We start from the raw sequence: 23,115 nt of genomic DNA on the forward strand, positions 1-23,115 counted from the left end.
GTACTCATCATAGTGCCCTTTTTTATTGGCATAATATCTGCATTAACTCCGTTAGCAGCATTTTATTGACGGAGTGATTATGTCCGCTACGCCCAAATTAGATTTTACTGAGTTTGACTCAGCGCCATTGATGATGGCCAGCAGCGTCGCTAACGATGCGATGTCTAGCACCATGGAGCATATTCTCCAAGCGATGCCATCGGGTGTAGTGATCATTAATGGCGATGGTATTGTGACTGAGGCTAATCCAGTGGCGGTACAGTTACTTGGCCAGCCACTGGCGGGCATGCGCTGGCTGCAGATCATTAACCGCGCCTTTGCGCCGCAACATGATGATGGCCACGAAGTCTCACTGAAAAATGGTCGCCGAGTTAAGTTGGCGATAACCCCCTTAACGCCAGAGCCAGGGCAGTTGATTGTGCTGACCGATCTGACCGAGACCCGTTTGCTGCAAAAGAACTTATCTCACCTGCAACGTTTATCTGCCTTAGGTAAAATGGTGGCAAGCTTAGCGCATCAAGTGAGAACCCCATTATCGGCTGCCTTATTGTATGCCTCGAATCTGGGTAGCCCGAAACTAACCCCGGATTCACGCCAGCGTTTTCAATCAAAGCTTATCGACAGGCTCAATGAGTTATCGCAGCAGGTCGATGATATGTTGTTGATGGCTAAAGGGCGTCAACAAGAGTTGACCGATGAGTGTACCATGACCGAAGTGGTCGATATTGTGCTGGCCAATTGTGAGCCGATCGCGGCGCGCAAAGAGTGTCGCTTGCATGTGGATATGACCTCAACACAGACCTTTATGGCCAATCGCGCCGCATTGAGTTCTGCCATTAATAATTTAGTGATCAACAGTGTAGAGGCCGGAGCCACACACATTTGGATTAAGGCGCAGGATAATGCGCAGCAGATCCTGTTTGAAGTGGTTGATAACGGCAAAGGGATGGATAAATCCATGCAGCAACAGGTATTAGAACCATTTTTCACCACCAAATCTCAAGGTACTGGCTTAGGTCTGGCCGTGGTGCAAACCGTGGTGGCAAACCATCATGGCCAACTGCAGCTCAATTGTATACGCGGTCAAGGGTGCCGGGCCTCATTCGCCTTACCGGCAATGGCCGAACAGAACGTGGAGGTGGCCCATGGCTGAAGCTCATATCTTATTGGTTGAAGATGACGTTTCTCTGCGTGAGGCTTTGGTCGATACCTTACTGTTAGCCCAGTATGAATGTGTCGATGTTGGCTCTGCCGAAGAGGCGATAGTGGCGTTAAAAGAACATCGGTTTGACATGGTGATCAGTGACGTGCAGATGGACGGCATCGGCGGCTTAGGCTTACTCAATTATTTACAGCAGCACTACAGTCAGTTGCCACTGCTATTAATGACCGCTTTTGCCACCATAGATAATGCGGTGAGCGCCATTAAATTGGGTGCGGTTGATTATTTAGCTAAACCCTTCGCGCCCGAGGTGCTATTAAATCAGGTGTCGCGCTATTTAAAACCTAAATTGATCGAAAATCAGCCGATTGTGGCCGATGACAAAAGCCTAGCATTATTGGCGTTGGCGCAAAAGGTGGCTCATTCAGACGCCTCGGTGATGATCATGGGGCCAAGTGGTTCGGGCAAAGAAGTATTAGCCCGCTACATTCATCAGCACAGTACCCGCACCGAAGGCCCTTTTGTGGCAATTAACTGTGCGGCGATCCCTGAAAATATGCTTGAGGCGACCCTGTTTGGTTATGAAAAGGGCGCATTTACTGGCGCTTATCAGGCCTGTCCGGGGAAATTTGAACAGGCACAGGGCGGCACCTTGTTGCTTGATGAGATCTCTGAAATGGATTTAGGCCTACAGGCCAAGCTATTACGGGTGCTGCAAGAGCGAGAAGTCGAGCGCTTAGGTGGCCGCAAAACCATTAAGCTAGATGTGCGGGTATTGGCGACATCCAACCGTGATTTAAAAGCTATCGCCGCTAGAGGCGAGTTCCGTGAAGATCTCTATTATCGGATTAACGTTTTTCCGCTGACATGGCCGGCATTGTATCAGCGCCCTGCAGATATTTTACCCTTGGCTAAGCACTTAGTGCAGCGTCATGCCAAGTCGGGCGGATTAGCTTATGTACCGCAATTAGATGAGTCGGCATCACGACGATTATTAACCCATCGCTGGCCGGGTAACGTACGTGAGCTCGATAACGTGATACAACGAGCCCTGATTTTACAGTCGGGAGATAGCATCACGGGGGGCGATATTATTATCGACAACCAAGATATCGGTATCGACAGTGCGCCGCAATTTGGCGAACCCAAAAGTGCCGAGCTAGATGGCCTAGGCGATGAGCTCAAAGCACAAGAGCACGTGATCATCCTCGAGACATTGTCTCAGTGCAATGGCAGTCGCAAGTTGGTTGCCGAAAAGCTGGGGATCAGTGCCCGCACACTGCGTTATAAAATGGCCAAGATGCGCGATTTAGGCATCCAACTTCCGGCGTAATTCCCCCTCGTAGAACGCACAACATGGGCTATGACCGATAAGCGCAGCAGCAGAAGTTATCTTCTTATGCTGCGCTTTTACTTCTGCTATTTAAGGCTCGCGGTTCACCGCTTAATTGCGTGGTCAATTCTAGACCAATGCTTGATTTAATGGCCGCCTCTAGGCGGTTATTTAAGCAATTCGCTGGCTTAAAGTGCTATCGGTTGATCATTCTGGCAATAATATTGCATTGCACTTGCTAACAGAAATTTTTCGTCAATAATACGGCGACTAAGAGGTTAGTATGCAGATTGGTGCCAATTCTTTATTGCAGGAGATGCAATCGCTCAGTGGTGAAATTAAGCCTAGCGGGATCACTCCTAACATAACTCAGCAAGTCTCCAACACCAGTGGCAGTGACTTCGGTCAACTCCTCTCACAAGCGGTCGGCACAGTGAACTCATTACAGGGGCACTCATCGTCGATGCAAACGCGTCTCGATATGGGCGATACCCGAGTGACATTATCTGACACTGTTATCGCACGCGAAAAAGCCAGCGTCGCATTTGAAGCCACAGTGCAAGTGCGTAACAAACTTGTCGAAGCGTACAAAGAGATCATGAGCATGCCGGTATAGTGGGCAGCTTTTTCGATCACGCATTTCTTAATAAAAAACACAGCAGGTATCTATAGTGAGCACAGATATGGTAGTGGGAACAAACTCTACTGCAGACGACATGTTAGCCGGTGGAGTCCAAGAAGAGCACAAACCCAGTGGTGGTGCTTTTGGCGGCGTCGACATGCTACGTCAAGTGACCATGATCTTAGCGCTGGCGATCTGTTTAGCCTTGGCTGTGTTTGTCATGTTATGGGCGCAAGAGCCTGAATATCGCCCGTTGGGTAAAATGGACACTGCCGAGATGGTGCAAGTCCTCGATGTGCTAGATAAAAATAAAGTTGACTACCAAATTGATGTTGATGTGTTGAAGGTGCCTGAGGATCAATATCAAGAAGTGAAAATGATGCTCAGCCGAGAAGGCATCGACAACTCGGCAGCTAAAAATGATTATCTGTCCCAAGACAGCGGCTTCGGTGTCAGTCAGCGCATGGAGCAAGCACGTTTAAAACACAGCCAAGAGCAAAACCTTGCCCGTACCATCGAAGAGCTTAAGAGTGTCAATCGCGCTAAAGTGATTTTGGCCATCCCCAAAGAAAATGTCTTTGCTCGAAATCGTTCAACTCCAACCGCCACCGTAGTTATCAGTACTCGCCGAGGCGGATTAGGCCAAGAAGAGATAGACTCGATTGTCGACATCGTCGCCTCTGCGGTACACGGTCTTGAGCCTACGCGCGTCACGGTTACTGATTCTAATGGCCGTTTACTTAACTCGGGCAGCCAAGATGCAGTTTCTGCAAGGGCCAGGCGAGAGCAAGAGTTAGTACAGCAAAAAGAGTCAGAATATCGCAATAAGATTGAGTCGATATTGATGCCTATTCTCGGCCCAGAAAACTTTACCGCTCAGGTCGATGTGAATATGGACTTTACTGCCGTGGAGCAGACCGCGAAACGCTTTAATCCTGATTTACCTGCCATGCGCAGTGAAATGACCGTTGAAAATCAATCGGTGGGCTCGACCACAGGCGGCATTCCTGGCGCGCTGTCGAACCAACCGCCGATGGAGTCGAACATTCCTCAAAACGCGATGGATAACCAACAAGAGCGCACGGCACCTGGCTCTAGCCATAAAGAAGCCACCCGCAACTATGAACTCGACACCACCATTAGCCATACCCGCCAGCAAATTGGCGTGGTCAGACGCGTCAGTGTATCGGTTGCCATCGACTTTAAAACCGGTCCTGCTGGCGCCGATGGTCAAGTGCAGCGTGTGGCGCGCACCGAGCAGGAGCTGGCCAATATTCGTCGGCTACTCGAAGGCGCCGTGGGCTTTAATACCCAGCGAGGGGACATGATTGAACTGGTTACGGTTCCCTTTATGGATCAGTTGATTGAAGACGCGCCTGCGCTAGAAATGTGGGAGCAACCCTGGTTTTGGCGCGCGGTTAAGCTAGTGATGGGTGGGCTTATTATTCTGGCGTTGATCCTCTTTGTGGTGCGGCCGATGTTAAAACGGCTTATTTACCCCGATGCCAATAAGATGCCAGACGATCCTATGCTAGGGGGCGAGCTTGCAGAAATTGAAGATCAGTATGCCGCCGATACCTTGGGCATGTTAAATCGTCCCGATGCCGAATACAGCTATGCCGATGATGGCTCTATTTTGATACCGGATCTGCATAAAGACGATGATATGATTAAGGCCATCCGCGCCCTAGTGGCGAACGAACCGGAACTGTCCACCCAAGTAGTCAAAGGTTGGTTACAAGAAAATGAGTAATGATAAAGATATTGCAATTAAAGGTGGTGCTGCCGAGTTCAACGTTGATGGACTTACGGGGATCGAAAAAACGGCGATTTTATTACTCAGTTTGAGTGAAGCCGATGCCGCCTCGATTTTAAAACACTTAGAGCCTAAGCAGGTGCAAAAAGTCGGCATGTCGATGGCAGCCATGAAAGACTTCGGTCAAAGTAAAGTGATTGGGGTGCATAAGCTGTTTTTAGAGGAGGTGCAGAAATACTCATCTATTGGCTTTAACAGTGAAGAGTTTGTTCGTAAAGCCTTGACTGCCGCCCTGGGTGAAGACAAAGCCGGTAACCTGATTGAGCAGATCATTATGGGCGGCGGTGCGCGAGGGCTTGAGTCATTAAAATGGATGGATGCCAGACAGGTGGCCACCATTATTCAAAATGAACACCCGCAGATCCAAACCATTGTCTTATCGTATTTAGAGCCTGATCAAGCGGCGGAAATTTTTGCCCAAGCACCTGAAAATACTCGCTTAGATTTGATGATGCGTATTGCGAATCTCGAAGAGGTTCAACCCGCAGCGCTGCAAGAGCTTAATGACATCATGGAGAAACAGTTTGCAGGCCAAGGCGGCGCGCAAGCGGCCAAGATGGGCGGACTCAAAGCGGCGGCCAGCATCATGAACTACCTCGATACCGGGGTTGAAAGTCAGTTAATGGAAACTCTGCGTGAATCCGATGAAGAGTTAGCCCAGCAGATCCAAGACTTGATGTTTGTGTTTGAAAACCTCTCCGATGTTGACGATGTTGGTATGCAGACTCTGCTGCGCGAAGTGCAGCAAGATGTGTTGATGAAAGCGCTTAAAGGCGCTGACGATCAACTTAAAGAGAAAATATTACGCAATATGTCCAAACGTGCCGCTGAAATTCTTAACGATGATTTGGAAGCCATGGGGCCTATTCGCATCAGTGAAGTGGAGATGGCGCAAAAAGAAATACTGTCTATTGCCCGCCGCTTAAGTGATGCCGGCGAAATTATTCTCGGCGGTGGCAGTGGAGAGCAGTTCTTATAATGAGTAACGCCAACGATCGCTCAACGCCTAAAGATAAGGCTGACTTTAGTCACTGGCAATTGCCTGATGTGACAGTGGTCGATACCACGGTAAAAGAAAACCTCTTTGGTCGCAGTGCCGCGGTAAAAGAAGCGGTAGAGGTAGAGCAGCAGGTGCTGCCGCCAACGCTTGTTGAAATCGAAACTATCCGCGCCGAAGCCGAAACTGAAGGTTTTGAACAAGGCCAGCAGCAAGGCTATCAAGAGGGCTTAGAAAAAGGCCGCCTCAGTGGGTTAGAGCAAGGTCATCAAGAAGGCTTTAGCCAAGGCGAAGAGCAAGGTTACCAGCACGGCTTGACGCAAGCGCAGCAACAAGTTCAACAATTTGAAGCCTTAATGCAGCAATTAGTGGCACCTTTATCGCTACTCGATACCGAAATTGAGCAATCGCTGGTTAACCTCAGCATGACCTTAGCCAAGGCTGTGATAGGCCATGAGCTGCAGGTGCATCCAGAACATGTCTTGGCGGCCCTTCGCCAAGGCATTGACGCCCTTCCGTTAAAAGAGCAAGGCGTCAATGTGCGTTTGCACCCAGAAGATGTCACCTTGGTTGAGCAGTTGTATGGCAGTGCCCAACTGCAAAAAAATCGCTGGGAGATAGAGTCCGATCCGTCACTGCGCCGCGGCGAGTGCATCATCAGTAATGATAGAAGCCGCGTCGATATGGGGCTTGAAAACCGCATTAAGGCGGTATTTGAAAACTTAGTCCACAGCGAAAGCCACTTAGAGCAACAGAAGTTGCAACAGCAACAGACGTTAGCTAAGCAGGCGAGTGAGGCGGTGAGCGAGGTGTCGGCATCCGAGGTTCAACCCACTCCAGTCGTGGATGCTGCCACGCTCCATGATGAAAAGCATGCTAGCCAAGGCCAACAAGATGCAGACGCGACAACATCAACTGCTGAATAAATTTAAACAGCATAATCATAACGTCAATCCGTTTATGCCCGACGCCAGTGGTCAACTGGTTCGAGTGGTAGGCTTAACGCTGGAAGCCACCGGCTGCCGTGCATCGGTAGGCAGTTTGTGCAGTATTGCCACCATGGCCGGCGATCTTATTGCCGAAGTGGTGGGGTTTGACGACAAACTACTGTATTTAATGCCAGTCGAAGAGCTCAGAGGCGTGATGCCTGGCGCTAAAGTGACGCCACTGGGGGCGCAGGCTGGGCTCAATGTCGGCCTGTCCTTACTGGGGCGAGTGCTCGATGGCAACGGCGTGCCACTCGATGGCTTAGGCCATCTGCATACTGACCAAAAAGCACCGCGTCATGCCGCGCCCATTAATCCATTGGCACGGCGGGCGATCACCGAGCCGCTCGATGTTGGCGTACGCGCCATCAATGCGATGCTGACGGTCGGCAAGGGTCAACGTATGGGGCTGTTTGCCGGCTCTGGCGTCGGTAAAAGTGTGCTGCTGGGGATGATGACCCGTGGCACTACCGCCGATATCATCGTCGTGGGCTTGGTTGGCGAGCGTGGCCGTGAGGTGAAAGAGTTTATCGAAGAGATCTTAGGTGAAGAGGGGCGAGCCCGCTCTGTGGTGGTGGCCGCTCCGGCCGATACCTCGCCGTTAATGCGGCTGCGCGCCTGTGAAACATCGACCCGGATCGCCGAGTATTTTCGTGATTTGGGCTATAACGTCTTATTGTTAATGGACAGTCTGACTCGTTACGCGCAGGCGCAACGTGAAATTGCACTGGCCGTCGGTGAGCCGCCTGCCACCAAGGGCTATCCGCCCTCGGTGTTTGCCAAGTTACCTAAGTTAGTGGAACGCGCCGGCAATGGTGGCGTGGGACAAGGTTCGATCACTGCGTTTTATACAGTATTAACCGAAGGTGATGACTTACAAGATCCTATCGCCGACTCGGCGCGAGCGATCCTCGATGGGCATATTGTGCTGTCACGTGCCTTGGCCGATTCGGGCCATTACCCTGCTATCGATGTCGAGGCATCCATTAGCCGTGTTGCGCCTATGGTGATCAGTGAAGCCCACTTAGAAGCCACTCGCCGAGTAAAACAGATGTATTCCTTGTATCAGCAAAATCGCGACTTGATCTCGATTGGTGCTTATACTCAAGGCAGCGATCCCCGTATCGATAACGCCATTCGCCTGCAACCGGCAATGAACGCCTTTTTACGTCAAACGATGAAAGAGTCGCTTAGCTTTGACAGTTGTGCCTTGATGTTAGGTCAATTGAGTGCCCAATGTCAGGGATAGCGGCTATTGTGAAATAAATAGATGCCCTTGAGTTTGATGATTTAGAGGATGTGATGGCGAAACCTGATCCACTCGATACCGTGCTTAAATTGGCGCTCGACGCCGAAGAGCAAGCGTCACTGCAGCTGCGCTCTGCGCAGATGGTGCTGCAAAAATGCCAGCAGCAACTAAGCGCATTACAGCAATACCGTCTTGATTACATGAAACAGATGGAGCAGCAACAGGGGCAGGTGATAAGTGCAAGTAATTATCATCAGTTTCATCAGTTTATCCGTCAAATAGATGAGGCGATCACCAAACAGCATTTTGCGGTGAACGAGTCTGATAAGCAGCGTCAAATTGGCCAGCAAGTGTGGCAAGTCAAACAGCAAAAGCGTAAAGCGGTGGAGCTGCTGCTTGAGCGCAAGGCGCATAAGCGGCAACTTGCCGAATTAAAACAAGAACAAAAGATGATTGATGAGTTTGCCTCTCAGCAATTTTTTCGAAAACCGCAGCGTTAAGCGCCTCAGTCGCCACGATATTGCTCTTCATTAAAAATAATCATCAAACAAGGCAACAACTTAACAGTTGGCGCTTTATTTGCATTCTTTATCAAAATACTAATTTCTTATCGGCAGTACGACCGAATAATTGACACTAGAAGCGTGACATAAGCGCCGCGTGTTACGCGTAAAAGTGTTGGAGGATTTATGCCACAAATGAATAGCGTGCTGTTATCTAAAGCGGATAGCTCGGGCGATAAGTTGGGTTTGCAACCTAACAAATCTAGTGCTAACAGCTCGAAAAGTAATGACTTTTCTACGGTGTTAGCGCAAGCGTCAGCCGATAATGGCCCAAGTCATAAAACCCAAGGCTCTCCTGAAGCCGATAAGATAACGCATGACAATCAACAGGTCGTGGCAGCGGATGAGCAGCAAGACGAGGATAATGACGTTGCCAATGTGTTGGCGCAAATTAACTGGGCGACACAGTTAGCGGAAAACCAGGAACTTGCCGAGGGCGGCGCACAATTGCCACTCGATGGTGAATTAGGCTCAGATCTGAATCTGACTGGCGAGACGAGTACCGACGAGTTGTTAGCCAGCCTAACGCAATCCCAGCTTGAAGGGCTTGAGAGTCAAACAGGCCTAGATGAGGCACAGCTAGCGCAATTACCGCCGCATATGATGGCGGCATTAATTGATGGATCGCAGCAGGGTAAGAGTTCGGCTTTCAACGCCTTAATCGAGCAAGCCAACACGTTGTTAGCCGCGCAAGGTGCGGGTAGGGCTAACAGCCTTGGGGCTAAGATGGGCGGCGACGATGCTAAATCGATGTTGGGTGGAGCTCAATTTGACGTAACCTCAGAGCTTAAACCAGACGCTGCCGGGCAAATAACCGCTAAAGTGCAGGCTCAAGTGGATGCCAGCACGAGTGCGGCCAATGAGCTTAAAAATGCCAAGTTAATGGTCTCCATGGCGGCAGAGGGTGATATCGCCGACAATGGCGCAAACGAGTTAAAACCCACATCATCGACCATGACATCGATTCCTTTTGCGCGAGCCGAGACGCCAGCACAGTATCAAGTCTCTATTCGCCCGCAAGGTGACCCTGCCCAGCAGATGCAAGAGATGATTCAAAAATTCTCCCCCGTCATGCGCCAACAATTGATTGCCATGGTCAGCCAAGGGGTGCAACATGCCGAGATCCGTCTCGACCCGCCTGAGCTTGGGCAGATGATGGTGCGTATTCAAGTGCAGGGCGATCAGACTCAAGTGCAGTTTCAGGTGATGCAACATCAAACCAAAGATCTGGTCGAACAGGCACTGCCGCGTTTACGTGAGATGTTGGCCGAACAAGGAATGCAACTGACAGATAGTAATGTGTCCCAAGGCGGTGGCGGTCGAGAGCAGGGGCAAGCGGATGGCTCTGGCCAGCAAAATGGTACCTTATCAGCGGATATGGATGAAATATCAACAGATGAAAGCTTATTGGCCGCGAATAACGCAACAAGTTACCGCTCAGGTATAGATTATTACGCATAAGCAGGTAACCTATAGGGTTATTGATTGCTCCACCGGGTTTAGGCACTTAAAAAGTAGCGTGTGATAGGAAATAAACATGGCTGAAGAAGAATCGTTACAACTGGAAGAAAACCCGCCACTCAAAAGCAAAAAAAAGCTGATTATTTTTGCTTCAGTAGGGCTTGTTGTCCTCCTTGGGGGGGCTGTGGCGCTATGGTTGTTATTGGGCTCGAGTGACGCATCCGATAGCGAAGTATCAGAAGAGGCGCCTGTAGAGCAAGCGGCATCGGTTAATAGTGGTGAAGCGTTTTATGTGGGTATGCCAAGGCCATTTCTGTTTAACCTGCCAGGGCAAAAGCGTGCGCGTATTGTCGAAATAAAAGTACAGCTGATGGTACGAGGCGCTGATGATGATGTGTTACTGAAGAAACACATTCCATTAATCGAAGATGCGCTATTAACGACGTTCAGTAGTGCTAATGTACAAAAGTTAAGTTCGTTAGCCGGTAAAGATGAGTTACGACAGATGGCGCTGCTGAATGTGCAAAACACATTACGACCCGTGACCGGGCGCAAAGTGGTCGAACGGGTACTCTTTACTGGGTTTGTAATGCAGTGATGCTAGCGGCAACCTTGATTAACCAGGTAGGGCGATATTGTGAGTGATCTATTAAGCCAAGACGAAATTGATGCGTTATTACACGGTGTCGATGACGTTGATGAAGATGAGGCAAGTGATAATGAGCTAGATGCGCGCTCCTATGACTTTTCTTCTCAAGATCGTATCGTCCGTGGCCGGATGCCGACCCTTGAGATCGTTAACGAACGTTTTGCCCGCCATTTACGCATCAGCATGTTCAACATGATGCGCCGCGCGGCAGAAGTGTCGATTAATGGCGTGCAGATGCTTAAGTTTGGCGAATACGTGCATACCTTATTTGTACCAACTAGCCTTAATATGGTGCGTTTTAGCCCGTTAAAAGGCACTGCATTGATCACCATGGAAGCCCGTTTGGTGTTTATTCTGGTTGACAACTTTTTTGGCGGTGACGGCCGATTTCATGCCAAGATTGAGGGGCGAGAATTTACCCCCACCGAGCGGCGCATCGTGCAACTGCTGCTTAAAATCATCTTCGAAGATTATAAAGAAGCTTGGGCCCCGGTGATGGATGTTGAGTTTGATTATCTGGACTCTGAAGTCAATCCCGCGATGGCCAATATTGTTAGCCCTACCGAAGTGGTGGTAGTGAGTTCGTTTCATATCGAAGTCGACGGTGGCGGTGGCGATTTTCACATTACCATGCCTTACTCGATGATCGAGCCGATTCGTGAACTGCTCGATGCGGGGGTGCAAAGTGATACCCAAGACACAGATATGCGCTGGTCGCAGGCGTTAAAAGATGAAATCATGGACGTCAAAGTGGGTATCGATGCCACCATAGTCGAAAAAGAGATGTCATTGAAGAGCGTTCTGAGCTTAAAGGCTGGCGATATTATCCCGGTTGAAATGCCTGAACACATAGTGATGCGGGTCGAAGACTTACCCACTTATCGCTGTAAACTCGGACGTTCAAGAGAGAATTTAGCCTTACATATCCGGGAAAAAATCCCACGGCCCGAGACGGCGAAAAGCGAATTACAGCTGGTCACCAAAAAAGGCAAGGCAAGAGAAATTGGCAATATTTAGGTAATCCGAGTTTAGGTTAGTTAACCATTATTTGAGTTTTAAAGGTAAAAAGTGATGAGCACACAAGATACAGGTGATGATTGGGCTGCAGCAATGGCCGAGCAAGCGATTGAAGAGGCTCAAGCGGTTGAATTAGACGAATTAGCTGATAGTTCTCAACCGTTAACCGAAGAGGAAGCGGCCAAACTCGATACTATTATGGATATTCCGGTGACCATCTCTATGGAAGTGGGTCGCAGTTTTATTAATATTCGTAATTTACTGCAGCTGAACCAAGGCTCGGTAGTGGAGTTAGATCGTGTCGCCGGCGAGCCGTTAGATGTTATGGTTAATGGTACTCTTGTGGCCCACGGCGAAGTGGTTGTCGTTAATGACAAGTTTGGTATTCGATTGACCGACGTCATTAGCCAAACCGAACGCATTAAAAAGCTTAAGTGAGGCAAGGTTAATGGGAATGTCATTATCGATGCCAATGATGGCTAGTGCAATAACCACGTCTGCGGCAGAGGTCACCGCAGAGCGAGAGCCAGCGTTAACCACCATGGCGAATATGCTCGGTGGACTTATTGTCGTTATCGCACTGATTTTTTTATTGGCCTATGTGGTGAAGCGACTCAAGTTAGTGCCTACTAGCCATGGCGTGCTTAAGACCGTGGCGGTCACGCCGCTAGGGCAAAAAGAGAAAATGGTCTTGGTGGAAGTCGAAGGGCAGCAATATTTACTTGGTGTGACCAGCCATCAGGTGACCTTGATCGATAAACTCGAGACCCCTGTGACAGTATCACAAGACTCGTTTGCCAGCCGTTTACGCCAAGCTAAATCATCGCAATCATGAAACGGATTATTCTCTTAGTCAGCTTAATGAGCGCCTTATTGCTGCCCCAGTTAGCGTGGGCGCAAGACGGTATTTTACCAGCAGTAACGGTCACGACAGGAGCCGACGGTGCCACGCAATATTCTGTCACCATGCAGATATTGTTGTTGATGACAGCGCTGAGCTTTTTGCCCGCAATGGTGATAATGCTGACCTCTTTTACGCGCATTATCGTGGTGTTATCGATATTGCGCCAAGCGATTGGTTTACAGCAAACCCCATCAAATCAAGTGCTTATTGGGATGAGTCTGTTTATGACCTTCTTCATTATGGCGCCAGTATTTGACAAGATTTATGCCAATGCCGTGCAGCCCTACATGGATGAAACCCTGACCATAGAGCAGGCGTTTGAGACGGGTAAAGCGCCACTGAAAACCTTTATGCTGTCACAAACTCGCCTGACCGATCTGCAAACCTTTGTCGAGATCTCGGGTTATCAAAACATTGACACCCCAGAAGATGCTCCTATGAGCGTGCTGATCCCTGCGTTTATAACCAGTGAGTTAAAAACCGCCTTTCAGATTGGCTTTATGTTATTTGTGCCATTCTTAGTACTCGACTTAGTGGTGACCAGTATCTTGATGGCCATGGGTATGATGATGTTGTCGCCGATGATTGTATCGCTGCCTTTTAAAATCATGCTGTTTGTATTGGTTGATGGTTGGAGCTTAGTGATGGGTACCCTAGCCAATAGTTTTGGGATTTAGGAGCCGCTATGTCACCCGAAGCCCTGATTGATATCTTTCGCGAAGCCTTGGCCGTTATCGTTACCATAGTGTCGATGATCATTGTGCCAGGCTTGGTGGTCGGGTTAGTGGTGGCGGTATTCCAAGCGGCGACATCGATAAACGAGCAGACTTTAAGCTTTTTGCCTAGACTGCTAACGACCTTGTTAGCGCTGATGTTTCTAGGACATCTGTTAGTCCAAACCATGATGGAATTCTTTTTTGAAATGGTTGATATGATCCCCATGGTCGTTGGCTAAGTATGACGGTTTACTGCGCCAGGCTAGCTCACGTAAATCGATTCAATACGCTCATGTTACGTGCGCTGGTCGGCTAAGTGTTGAGGCGAATATGGAAATATTGATGTCCACCATAATGGAGACCATTTCCGCCTACATGTGGCCACTTTATCGGGTGTCGAGCATGTTGATGGTGATGGCTGTTTTTGGCGCTAACACCACTTCTGTGCGGATCCGTCTGTTGTTATCGGTGGCGATAACCTTTGCCATTGCGCCTATGCTCCCTGTAAATACTGATGTTGAGCTGTTTTCATTGGCGGCGGTATTTGTCACCGCGCAGCAGATCGTCATTGGGGTAGCGATGGGGTTTGTCACCCTGCTTATCATGCAAACCTTTGTGTTAACAGGCCAAATTATTGGTATGCAAACCAGCTTAGGTTTCGCCTCTATGGTCGACCCTGGCTCTGGCCAGCAAACCCCGGTGATTGGTAACTTTTTTCTGTTGTTGACCACGATGATCTTTCTTGCTGTCGATGGCCACCTCCTGATGATCCGTATGCTGGTTGCCAGTTTTGACACCATCCCCGTCTCTAACCAAGGTATTTCTATTAGCAGTTATCGCCAATTAGCCGAATGGGGCAGTTACATGTTTGGCGCTGCGTTGACCATGTCTATTTCAGCGATTGTGGCGCTGTTATTGATTAACTTATCTTTTGGGGTCATGACCCGCGCCTCACCGCAACTCAATATTTTTGCTGTTGGCTTCCCTGTCACCATGGTGAGTGGGCTGGTGATTTTGTGGCTCACCTTAACGCCCATTATGGCGCACTTCGATGAAGTCTGGCGCTCAGCGCAGCTATTGCTGTGTGATGTGGTGCAGTTACAGTGCCGCGCTGATGGGAGTTTCTAATGGCTGAAAATGATTCTAGCCAAGAAAAAACCGAGGAAGCCACCTCCAGAAAGCGTCAACAGGCGCGTGATAAAGGCCAGGTTGCCCGCTCAAAAGAGTTAGGCACCTCTGCGGTTCTGATGTCGGCGGCATTTGGTTTTGTCATTGTGGGCCCTGATTTAGGTGTGGCGCTTATCAATGTGATGAAAAAGCTGTTTACCATGGATCGTGCCGCGATTTTTGATACCAATAGTATGTACAACGTGTGGGAGCTGGTACTGCGTGAACTGGCCATGCCCATGGCAATTTTTATCGTGTTTTTGGCTGTGGTGGCTTTTTTAGGCAACATCGTTATCGGGGGGATCACCTTTTCGGTGAAGGCCTTTATGCCCAAAGCGAGCAAAATGAACCCGATGAGTGGCTTTAAACGTATGTTTGGTGTGCAAGCGTTGGTGGAATTAACCAAGGGAATTGCAAAGTTTTCTGTGGTCGCTATGATGGCGTACTTTTTACTGTATTACTATTTCGTTGATATCTTGACCCTGTCACAAGGACACCTCCCGGGTAATGTGTATAATGCGCTGGATCTGCTGATATGGATGTTCATTATTTTATGTTCATCGACAGTGATCATTGTTGCTATTGATGTACCGTTTCAAATTTGGAACCACAGTAAACAGCTGCGCATGACCAAGCAGGAGATCAAAGACGAATACAAGGATACCGAAGGCCAGCCCGAAGTTAAGGGACGGGTGCGGCAGATGCAGCGCGAAATGGCGCAGCGTCGCATGATGACCGAGGTACCCAATGCCGATGTGATAGTGGTCAACCCAGAACACTATGCGGTGGCGATTAAATATGATGTCACCAAGGCCGCAGTGCCTTATGTATTGGCGAAAGGGGTCGACGAGGTTGCCTTTAAGATACGTGAAATTGCCAGAGAGCATGAGGTGGCAATCGTATCAGCTCCACCGCTGGCACGGGCCATTTATCATACGACTAAGATAGAGCAAGAGATCCCCGAGGGGCTCTTCACCGCTGTTGCTCAGGTATTGGCCTATGTCTTTCAGTTGAAGCAATATCAACAAAAAGGCGGTAAGCGACCCACACCCGTGCCGTTAAATCAGCCTATTCCCGATGAGCTGAAATATTAGCGTCGTGTTTGCTGTCGTTAGGTGACTGCAAGTAGGTTGGCGCGCTTTTTGCTGTTAACCGTTCAGATGTCAAAGTTCAGGCGCTAAATTGATGGATTTGAAAGCAACATTAGGTCAACTAAAACAGGTTAAACCGGCAAACTTTAAAGGCATTGGTACGCCTGTACTCGTGCTTGCAGCCTTGGCGATGATCATCTTGCCGATGCCAGCATTCTTACTCGATATCCTATTTTCGTTCAATATTGCCTTAGCCTTGGTGGTGCTTTTAGTGGCCATCTATTCAGATCGCCCCCTCGACTTTGCGGCCTTCCCAACGGTATTGCTAGTCGCTACTTTGCTGCGACTGGCGCTGAACGTGGCCTCGACGCGTATCGTCTTGCTCGAAGGCCATAATGGTGGCGATGCCGCCGGTAAGGTGATTGAAGCGTTCGGTTCTGTGGTAATTGGCGGTAACTATGCCGTGGGTTTGGTCGTGTTTCTTATCTTGATCATTATCAACTTTGCCGTAGTCACTAAAGGTGCTGGACGTATTTCTGAAGTGAGCGCCCGTTTTACCCTCGATGCGATGCCAGGTAAACAGATGGCTATCGATGCCGACTTAAACGCCGGGGTGTTAAACCAAGATCAGGCGCGCTTACGCCGTGCAGAAGTCACTAAAGAAGCCGACTTTTATGGTGCGATGGATGGTGCGTCAAAATTTGTCAAAGGCGATGCAATTGCCGGCATCATGATTTTAGTGATCAACATTCTCGGCGGCTTTGTCATTGGTATGGTGCAGCACGGGCTAGATTTCTCCTCAGCTGTAGAAATTTATACCTTGCTGACCATTGGTGATGGTTTGGTGGCGCAGATCCCAGGCCTGTTGTTGTCGATTGCGGCCGCGTTAATGGTGACGCGTCAAAATGAGTCAGGCGACATGGGGCAAATGGTGATGGGGCAGATGTTTGACAGCCCTAAATCCTTAGGTATTGCGGCCGCGGTATTGTTGATCATGGGGATTGTGCCTGGCATGCCGCATTTTGCTTTTCTCAGCTTTGGTTTGCTGACTGCCGGTGGTGCCTATTATATTCATCGTAAAAAAGATCTCGATCGTCAAAGAGCGCTAGAGCTTGCTAAAACCTCTCCGAGTCCCGCTGGTGACAATAAGCCTAAAGAGTTGAGTTGGGATGATGTGCAACATGTCGATACCATAGGGTTAGAGGTGGGCTATCGATTAATCCCCTTGGTCGATAAGGGCCAAGGGGGTGAATTACTCAACCGTATCAAAGGAGTGCGTAAGAAGCTGTCACAAGAATTAGGTTTCTTGGTGCCGGCGGTGCATATCCGTGACAATTTAGATCTGTCGCCCAACACTTATCGCATCTCCTTGATGGGCGTGGCGTCGGGTGAGGCTGAAATTCGCCATGATTGCGAGCTCGCGATTAACCCAGGCCAAGTGTATGGCAAGCTTGATGGCGTCGAAACCACCGATCCCGCCTTTGGGCTTGAAGCCGTTTGGATAGCGCCAGAGCTTAGAGAGCACGCACAAACCTTAGGTTATACCGTCGTTGACGCAGCTACAGTGGTTGCCACGCATCTTAGCCAATTGCTCACCAATAATGCCTCTAAATTATTAGGTTATGAAGAGGTGCAGCAGTTAATGGATATGCTGGTTAAGCATTCGCCCAAGTTAGTTAATGGCTTTATTCCCGATGTGATGCCGCTGGGCACTGTGGTTAAAGTGATGCAAAACTTGCTTAACGAGGGCGTGTCTATCCGAGATTTGAAAACCATAGTACAAACCCTGTTAGAATACGGGCCCAAGAGCAATGATACTGAGGTGTTGACCGCCGCAGTGCGTATTGCCTTAAAGCGCATGATCATCCAAGAGATCAGTGGCCCAGAGGTGGAAATTCCTGTCATTACTTTGGCGCCAGAGTTGGAACAGATGTTGCATCAGTCTATGCAAGCAACAGGCGGCGATGGGCCGAATATTGAACCGAGTCTGGCTGAGCGGATGCAGAAATCGCTTATCGATGCATCGCAACGGCAAGAGATGGTAGGAGAGCCCGCCATCTTGTTGACCTCAGGAATGTTACGTTCGACGCTGTCACGATTCGTTAAACATACGATTCCAAATTTACGGGTGATCTCCTATCAAGAAGTGCCCGATGAAAAACAAATTCGCATCGTATCAGCGGTCGGTCAGTAGAGAGTATTTAGATGAAAATTAAACGTTTTTTAGCAAAAGATATGCGCTCAGCTTTGGCCCAAGTGAAAGAGACCTTAGGCTCTGATGCGGTGATCATGTCTAACAAAAAAGTCACCGGTGGCATCGAGATTGTCGCGGCTGTCGATTATGACGAGCCCAAAAAATCGCCAAGTCCAGCGGTCGCGAATATGACGCCGTCGAGCTTACTTGATCTCGCCGATGAAAAAGTCTCCATTGGTCGCCAACCCATCAAGACCGAGTCAAAAAAACAACCTGCACCCGCTGCCGATTCGTTACAAGCCCTGCTTGAGCGTCAACAAAGCCGCGTTAACCAGCAGATTGGTCGTACTAATGAAGAATTAGAGATGCCTGAATGGGCTAAAGGGCTACAAGCGCCTAGTAGCGAGCCTAAGCCAGCACGCGCCGAATCCAACCAACAAAACCATTTTGGTCAAAAGCGTGATAAACCGAGCGCGGCGAGTGTTGAATTTGACTCAATGCGAGAAGAGCTCGCATCACTGCGTAACCTATTGACTCACCAAGTAACTTCGCTGCTTAGCGAGCAAAAGAGCCGACTGGATCCTGTCGGCGCCATGCTTGAGAGCCGCCTATTAGCGGCAGAGTTTTCTGCCGAAGTGGCGACCAAGTTGTCAGGGCTGAGTGAACATTATCCGCCAGCAGAATTAGTCAAAATCTTACCGAGAAGTCTGGCGAATATGCTCGACAATCAGGGCGATGATATTGTGCGCCAAGGTGGTGTGGTCGCTTTTGTTGGGCCAACAGGTGTCGGTAAAACCACCAGTGTTGCCAAAATTGCCGCTCGATTTGCAGCACATCATGGTTCAGATCAAGTAGCATTGATAACAACCGATCATTATCGCATCGGAGCCTATGAGCAGCTGGCAACCTATGGCAAAATAATGGGATGTCCAGTAAAGCAGGCGCATGATCTTAATGAGTTGGAACAAATTTTGTATCAGCTGCGCAATCGCAAGTTAGTATTGATCGATACAGCTGGCATGGGGCAGCGAGATATACGCTTATTCCAGCAACTCGATAATTTAACGGCAAATAGCAGATTACCTATACGCAGTTATCTGGTACTGTCGTCAACGAGTCAAAGAAGAGTACTAGAAGATGCGGTGAAGCAGTTCGCTAGAATCCCATTATCGGGTGTAGTATTAACCAAACTGGACGAGTCGGTCGCCTTAGCACCAGCCTTGAGCGTATTGATCCAAAGTGGTTTACCATTAAGTTATGTCACTGATGGCCAACGAGTTCCAGAAGATATGCAGGTTGCAGATACACTCGCGTTAGCACACAAGGCGCTTTCAGTATTAGATAAGAAAGAGCAACCTGTACAACAAACTGAAAGGTCACATCAACAGGCTTCTATGCATTTGAGTAAAACAATGAGTCGGGATCAAGCAAGCGGTTTACGAATGATGAATCAACCAAATAACGAAAAAGTAAAAGTAATTGCGGTGTCTGGCGGTAAAGGTGGCGTGGGTAAAACCAGTGTCTCTATCAATACCGCGGTTGCACTCGCCGAAAAGGGTAAGCGTGTTTTAGTGCTCGATGCCGATTTGGGCTTAGCGAACGTCGATGTGATGTTAGGCTTAAGGGCTGAGCGTAATTTATCCCATGTGCTATCGGGCGATGCCGATCTTGATGATGTGATTGTTAGAGGCCCCAAAGGGATTGGTATTATCCCTGCTACGTCGGGCTCACAGTCGATGGTCGAGCTATCTCCTGCTCAGCACGCCGGGCTTATTCGCGCCTTCAGCGAAATGCGTACTCAATTTGATATTTTAATTGTCGATACCGCTGCGGGTATTTCTGACATGGTGCTGAGCTTTTCACGGGCATCGCAAGATGTATTAATCGTGGTATGTGATGAGCCAACGTCGATCACCGATGCCTACGCCCTGATTAAGATATTAAGCCGTGAGCATGGTGTGTTCCGTTTTAAAATTGTTGCCAACATGGCTCGCAGTCTACGTGAAGGGATGGAGTTGTTTGCTAAATTAAGTAAAGTGACCGACCGTTTTCTTGATGTAGCGCTTGAACTTGTCGCGACGATTCCATTCGATGAAAACCTCAGAAAGTCAGTTCGTAAGCAAAAGCTTATCGTCGAAGCCTTTCCAAAATCACCTGCATCAATCGCCTATCATGGGCTAGCAAATAAAATAATCAACCTCAGATCGGTTTAACGTAACACTGAAATCACGTTGAATTCTGCTGATGTAATATTGAGTTGTGGCTTATTCTCTTTGAGTTGATAAGCCACTAAACCTCCTATCACATTAAGCATGAAACCATGTACGCTGCGGTGCCGCGTATGCTCTATTTGTGAGATGTTTTTTAGCTGGTCATTGATTGTTTCGATAATAAATCGTCTAGAAAGCATGGCTCTATCCCATAATGATAAAGCCTTTGCTTTCATGTTTTTACGCACGTTATTAACGATAGTTACCCCACGTTCTAATAGGTCGCCTGCTAACGCTTTGCCGATATACCCCTTATCAGCATAGAGTTTATCCATTGATTCAACGACCATACCTTTTACGGGTTTCGTGTCATGCACATTCGCAGGTGTTATTTTGGCTGCAACGATGCCGCCTCGATGGTTCACAATAAGATGAAGTTTAAAACCATAGAACCAGCCCATCGTGCCTTTTCCTCGGCTGGCGAGACCTGCTAGCGTTTTATGCCTTGGAATTCGTAAATTATGACAAACCTTAATGCTCGTTGAGTCAACGAATTCGATGCCTGTTGGGGCGCTTTTTAAAGAGGAAAAATAACTGCACATTGGAATGACTGTACTCGGCATGACTTCAAGAAATCGAGTGTAGCTGAGTAAGTTTGGAAAATCAGATTTGTAGAAACGAGCCAGATATCCTGTGTAAAAATTCTTGAAGTCACGATGATTAGACATATGGAAGGCAATGATAATTGTCATAATTTCACTCATCGTCATTCTGCCAGCGCGCTTACGCTTGCGGGTTCCATCAGTTAGACACTGTTGTTCCCATTGAGGAATAAAAGCATTACAAAAATCATCGACATCACAAAATACATCCACTAAATTATTCATATGCCCTCTGCGTGATTGATTAATCTTGGTCGAGAGATCTGATCACAAAGAGGGCTATTAGTTCAATTTCTTATCCCGAGTTCAGGTTAATCAGTTGGCCGATCCCACTGCAACCGGGTGGTCATTTAGAGTTTTTCGTTGAACGCTTAGTACAGCGTAACAATCAGCAAGAGGAAGGCACGAGTGAGTAAAGCGGCCGCGTATACCTGTTTAGATAATAAAGCGTCTATCGTTGAACAGTATGCGCCGCTGGTAAAAAGGATTGCCCACCACTTATTAGCCCGTTTGCCAGCATCGGTTCAATTAGATGATCTGTTACAAGCCGGTATGATGGGCCTGCTTGAAGCCTCTTCAAATTTTGATGGTAGTAAAGGCGCCAAATTTGAAACCTTTGCGGGGATTCGAATTCGGGGCTCAATGCTTGATGAAATAAGGCGCGGCGATTGGGTACCGCGTTCGGTGCACCGTAATCAACGCCGTGTTGCGCAAGTGATTGATGAGCTCGAACAGGAACTGGGCCGCGACGCTAAAGATACCGAAATTGCCGACCGATTAGACATGACACTGGATGAATATCATCACATTTTAAACGATGTATCAGTCGGCAAGGTAATTGGTATTGAAGATCTCGGCGTTTCGGTCGATATAGTAAGGCAGGAAGACGATCACCAAGACGATGCCTTCGATGCATTAGCCGAAACTCAGTTTCATGAAGCCTTGGTTGACGCGATAAAATTACTGCCAGAAAGAGATGGTTTAGTTTTGTCATTGTATTATGACGAAGCATTAAATTTAAAAGAGATTGGAGCCGTACTGGACGTTAGCGAGTCGAGAGTGAGCCAGATATTGAGTCAGGCCATGTTGAGATTAAAAGCTAAATTAAAGCATTGGACCCATACATAACGATTACATGAGCAATATAAAAACAGCTCCGCGGAGGAAACCTTGGACAAGAATATGAAGATTCTCGTCGTTGACGACTTTTCAACAATGAGGCGTATCATCAAGAACTTGTTAAGAGACTTGGGTTTTAACAATACTCAGGAAGCAGATGACGGTTCAACGGCATTGCCCATGCTACAGAAAGGTGATTTTGATTTTGTCGTAACCGACTGGAACATGCCTGGTATGCAAGGAATTGACCTACTAAAGGCCATTCGCGCAGATGACAATCTTAAGCACCTACCGGTGTTAATGGTGACAGCGGAAGCTAAAAGGGAACAGATCATTGCAGCAGCACAAGCTGGTGTAAACGGTTATGTTGTTAAGCCTTTTACCGCGGCAACATTAAAAGAGAAGTTAGACAAAATTTTTGAACGACTCAGTTAATTAAGGTTGAGCTATGCAGGCAAATACTTTAGGGCTGATCACGTTAGCACAAGCAAGACAACTTGTTGAATTGCTTGAGGCTAATGAACAGGATAAAGCTGACAATATCGTAAGAGATATTGCGAGTCCGATTCAAAAAGAGTTATTTGATGAAGTTGGCAGGTTAACCCGTCAACTTCATAGTGCCATTGTCGATTTTCAGGTTGATGACCGTTTGGTTGAATTGACCAACAGTGAAATTCCAGATGCTAAAGAGCGCTTAAGTTATGTCATTGAGATGACAGAACAAGCGGCCAATAAAACCATGGATGCAGTTGAAGAGTCATTGCCCCTTGCCGATGCACTAACCACCAATATTAAAGCGGTTAAGCCAACGTGGGATCGCTTGATGAAGCGAGACATCCAACTGCATGAGTTTAAAGCATTATGTCACGATGTGCAGCAGTTTATTGACCGCAGCGAGTCTGATTCAACACGCTTGAAAGAGCTGCTCAACCATATCTTGTTGGCGCAAGATTTCCAAGATCTTACTGGGCAGATGATCCGCCGAGTGATTGAGTTGGTGCGTGAAGTCGAAAACAATTTAGTGTCGATGTTGACCGTCTTTGGTGAGCACCCCACATCGAGTAAGGCGCTTAAGTCAACCAAGAGTGTCGAAGCCGAAGGCCCGATTATGAACGCAGAACTGCGTGATGATGTGGTAACAGGGCAAGATGAAGTGGATGACTTACTGTCGAGTCTAGGTTTCTAAGTAGGAGTCAT

At 48.3% G+C, this 23,115-nt stretch carries 22 protein-coding genes and 3 pseudogenes; 24 read left to right on the forward strand and 1 reads right to left on the reverse strand.

Annotated elements, in window-relative coordinates; translation table 11 throughout:
- Positions 1–79 precede the first annotated feature (79 nt).
- The 20 genes and pseudogenes from AC5YBZ_RS05635 to AC5YBZ_RS05730 all read left to right on the forward strand — a co-directional run.
- Positions 80–1,153 (forward strand): sensor histidine kinase, encoded by a 1,074-nt coding sequence (locus AC5YBZ_RS05635; RefSeq protein ID WP_494519661.1) that lies wholly within the window; start codon positions 80–82, stop codon positions 1,151–1,153.
- A complete protein-coding gene (locus tag AC5YBZ_RS05640; RefSeq protein ID WP_494524516.1) occupies positions 1,146–2,495 on the forward strand; it encodes a sigma-54-dependent transcriptional regulator in 1,350 nt (449 codons plus the stop codon). The genes AC5YBZ_RS05635 and AC5YBZ_RS05640 overlap by 8 nt, the downstream gene beginning before the upstream one ends.
- A 283-nt stretch (positions 2,496–2,778) precedes the next feature.
- The gene (gene fliE, locus AC5YBZ_RS05645) at positions 2,779–3,111 is read left to right on the forward strand and encodes a flagellar hook-basal body complex protein FliE (RefSeq protein WP_494519659.1); all 333 of its coding nucleotides are present in this window, start codon (positions 2,779–2,781) and stop codon (positions 3,109–3,111) included.
- A gap of 67 nt (positions 3,112–3,178) precedes the next feature.
- Positions 3,179–4,870: a flagellar basal-body MS-ring/collar protein FliF gene (fliF, locus tag AC5YBZ_RS05650; protein ID WP_494524798.1), complete on the forward strand. Its 1,692-nt coding sequence runs from the start codon at positions 3,179–3,181 to the stop codon at positions 4,868–4,870.
- On the forward strand, positions 4,863–5,912 hold the full coding sequence (fliG, locus tag AC5YBZ_RS05655; RefSeq protein WP_494519658.1) for a flagellar motor switch protein FliG: 1,050 nt from the start codon (positions 4,863–4,865) through the stop codon (positions 5,910–5,912). Before fliF ends, fliG begins: the two co-directional genes overlap by 8 nt.
- Entirely contained in the window at positions 5,912–6,856 is a 945-nt protein-coding gene (gene fliH, locus AC5YBZ_RS05660) for a flagellar assembly protein FliH (protein WP_494519657.1), read from the forward strand. Before fliG ends, fliH begins: the two co-directional genes overlap by 1 nt.
- Positions 6,825–8,165 (forward strand): flagellar protein export ATPase FliI, encoded by a 1,341-nt coding sequence (gene fliI, locus AC5YBZ_RS05665; protein WP_475516297.1) that lies wholly within the window; start codon positions 6,825–6,827, stop codon positions 8,163–8,165. The genes fliH and fliI overlap by 32 nt, the downstream gene beginning before the upstream one ends.
- A 53-nt stretch (positions 8,166–8,218) precedes the next feature.
- Positions 8,219–8,665, forward strand: coding sequence for a flagellar export protein FliJ (fliJ, locus tag AC5YBZ_RS05670; RefSeq protein WP_494519656.1), 447 nt, complete (start codon positions 8,219–8,221; stop codon positions 8,663–8,665).
- A gap of 189 nt (positions 8,666–8,854) precedes the next feature.
- The gene (locus AC5YBZ_RS05675) at positions 8,855–10,189 is read left to right on the forward strand and encodes a flagellar hook-length control protein FliK (protein ID WP_494543534.1); all 1,335 of its coding nucleotides are present in this window, start codon (positions 8,855–8,857) and stop codon (positions 10,187–10,189) included.
- A gap of 76 nt (positions 10,190–10,265) precedes the next feature.
- Entirely contained in the window at positions 10,266–10,787 is a 522-nt protein-coding gene (gene fliL, locus AC5YBZ_RS05680) for a flagellar basal body-associated protein FliL (RefSeq protein ID WP_494519654.1), read from the forward strand.
- 39 nt (positions 10,788–10,826) lie between these two features.
- Complete coding sequence (gene fliM / locus AC5YBZ_RS05685) at positions 10,827–11,855, forward strand: flagellar motor switch protein FliM (RefSeq protein WP_475516301.1); 1,029 nt, start codon at positions 10,827–10,829, stop codon at positions 11,853–11,855.
- Between the two features lie 54 nt (positions 11,856–11,909).
- Entirely contained in the window at positions 11,910–12,293 is a 384-nt protein-coding gene (fliN, locus tag AC5YBZ_RS05690; RefSeq protein ID WP_475516302.1) for a flagellar motor switch protein FliN, read from the forward strand.
- Positions 12,294–12,309: 16 nt separating this feature from the next.
- Positions 12,310–12,690, forward strand: coding sequence for a flagellar biosynthetic protein FliO (fliO, locus tag AC5YBZ_RS05695; RefSeq protein ID WP_475516947.1), 381 nt, complete (start codon positions 12,310–12,312; stop codon positions 12,688–12,690).
- A gap of 26 nt (positions 12,691–12,716) precedes the next feature.
- Positions 12,717–13,436 (forward strand): flagellar type III secretion system pore protein FliP, encoded by a 720-nt coding sequence (gene fliP / locus AC5YBZ_RS05700; RefSeq protein ID WP_494543704.1) that lies wholly within the window; start codon positions 12,717–12,719, stop codon positions 13,434–13,436.
- A gap of 8 nt (positions 13,437–13,444) precedes the next feature.
- Positions 13,445–13,714, forward strand: coding sequence for a flagellar biosynthesis protein FliQ (gene fliQ, locus AC5YBZ_RS05705; RefSeq protein WP_110456360.1), 270 nt, complete (start codon positions 13,445–13,447; stop codon positions 13,712–13,714).
- A 91-nt stretch (positions 13,715–13,805) separates the two neighbouring features.
- Positions 13,806–14,603 (forward strand): flagellar biosynthetic protein FliR, encoded by a 798-nt coding sequence (gene fliR, locus AC5YBZ_RS05710; RefSeq protein ID WP_494519653.1) that lies wholly within the window; start codon positions 13,806–13,808, stop codon positions 14,601–14,603.
- Complete coding sequence (gene flhB / locus AC5YBZ_RS05715) at positions 14,603–15,736, forward strand: flagellar biosynthesis protein FlhB (RefSeq protein ID WP_494524517.1); 1,134 nt, start codon at positions 14,603–14,605, stop codon at positions 15,734–15,736. The genes fliR and flhB overlap by 1 nt, the downstream gene beginning before the upstream one ends.
- Before the next feature lie 91 nt (positions 15,737–15,827).
- Positions 15,828–17,927 (forward strand): flagellar biosynthesis protein FlhA, encoded by a 2,100-nt coding sequence (flhA, locus tag AC5YBZ_RS05720; RefSeq protein ID WP_494543535.1) that lies wholly within the window; start codon positions 15,828–15,830, stop codon positions 17,925–17,927.
- 11 nt (positions 17,928–17,938) lie between these two features.
- Positions 17,939–19,335, forward strand: a pseudogene (gene flhF / locus AC5YBZ_RS05725) (flagellar biosynthesis GTPase FlhF).
- A 4-nt stretch (positions 19,336–19,339) separates the two neighbouring features.
- Positions 19,340–20,122, forward strand: a pseudogene (locus AC5YBZ_RS05730) (MinD/ParA family protein); the annotation flags it as partial.
- A 14-nt stretch (positions 20,123–20,136) separates the two neighbouring features.
- Here the strand turns inward: AC5YBZ_RS05730 and AC5YBZ_RS05735 are convergent.
- On the reverse strand, positions 20,137–21,024 hold the full coding sequence (locus AC5YBZ_RS05735; RefSeq protein WP_475514295.1) for an IS982 family transposase: 888 nt from the start codon (positions 21,022–21,024) through the stop codon (positions 20,137–20,139).
- Positions 21,025–21,107: 83 nt separating this feature from the next.
- Here AC5YBZ_RS05735 and AC5YBZ_RS05740 point away from each other — a divergent pair.
- The 4 genes and pseudogenes from AC5YBZ_RS05740 to AC5YBZ_RS05755 form a co-directional block, all read left to right on the forward strand.
- A pseudogene (locus AC5YBZ_RS05740) lies at positions 21,108–21,215 on the forward strand (MinD/ParA family protein); the annotation flags it as partial.
- Positions 21,208–21,927, forward strand: a complete 720-nt coding sequence (locus AC5YBZ_RS05745; RefSeq protein ID WP_494524519.1) for an RNA polymerase sigma factor FliA — start codon at positions 21,208–21,210, stop codon at positions 21,925–21,927. The pseudogene AC5YBZ_RS05740 and the gene AC5YBZ_RS05745, both read left to right, overlap by 8 nt.
- Positions 21,928–21,969: 42 nt before the next feature.
- Positions 21,970–22,353, forward strand: coding sequence for a chemotaxis response regulator CheY (cheY, locus tag AC5YBZ_RS05750; protein WP_119977497.1), 384 nt, complete (start codon positions 21,970–21,972; stop codon positions 22,351–22,353).
- A gap of 13 nt (positions 22,354–22,366) precedes the next feature.
- Positions 22,367–23,104, forward strand: coding sequence for a protein phosphatase CheZ (locus tag AC5YBZ_RS05755; RefSeq protein WP_494519647.1), 738 nt, complete (start codon positions 22,367–22,369; stop codon positions 23,102–23,104).
- The last annotated feature ends 11 nt before the right edge of the window (positions 23,105–23,115 follow it).

The organism is Shewanella sp. 553, assembly GCF_059338375.1.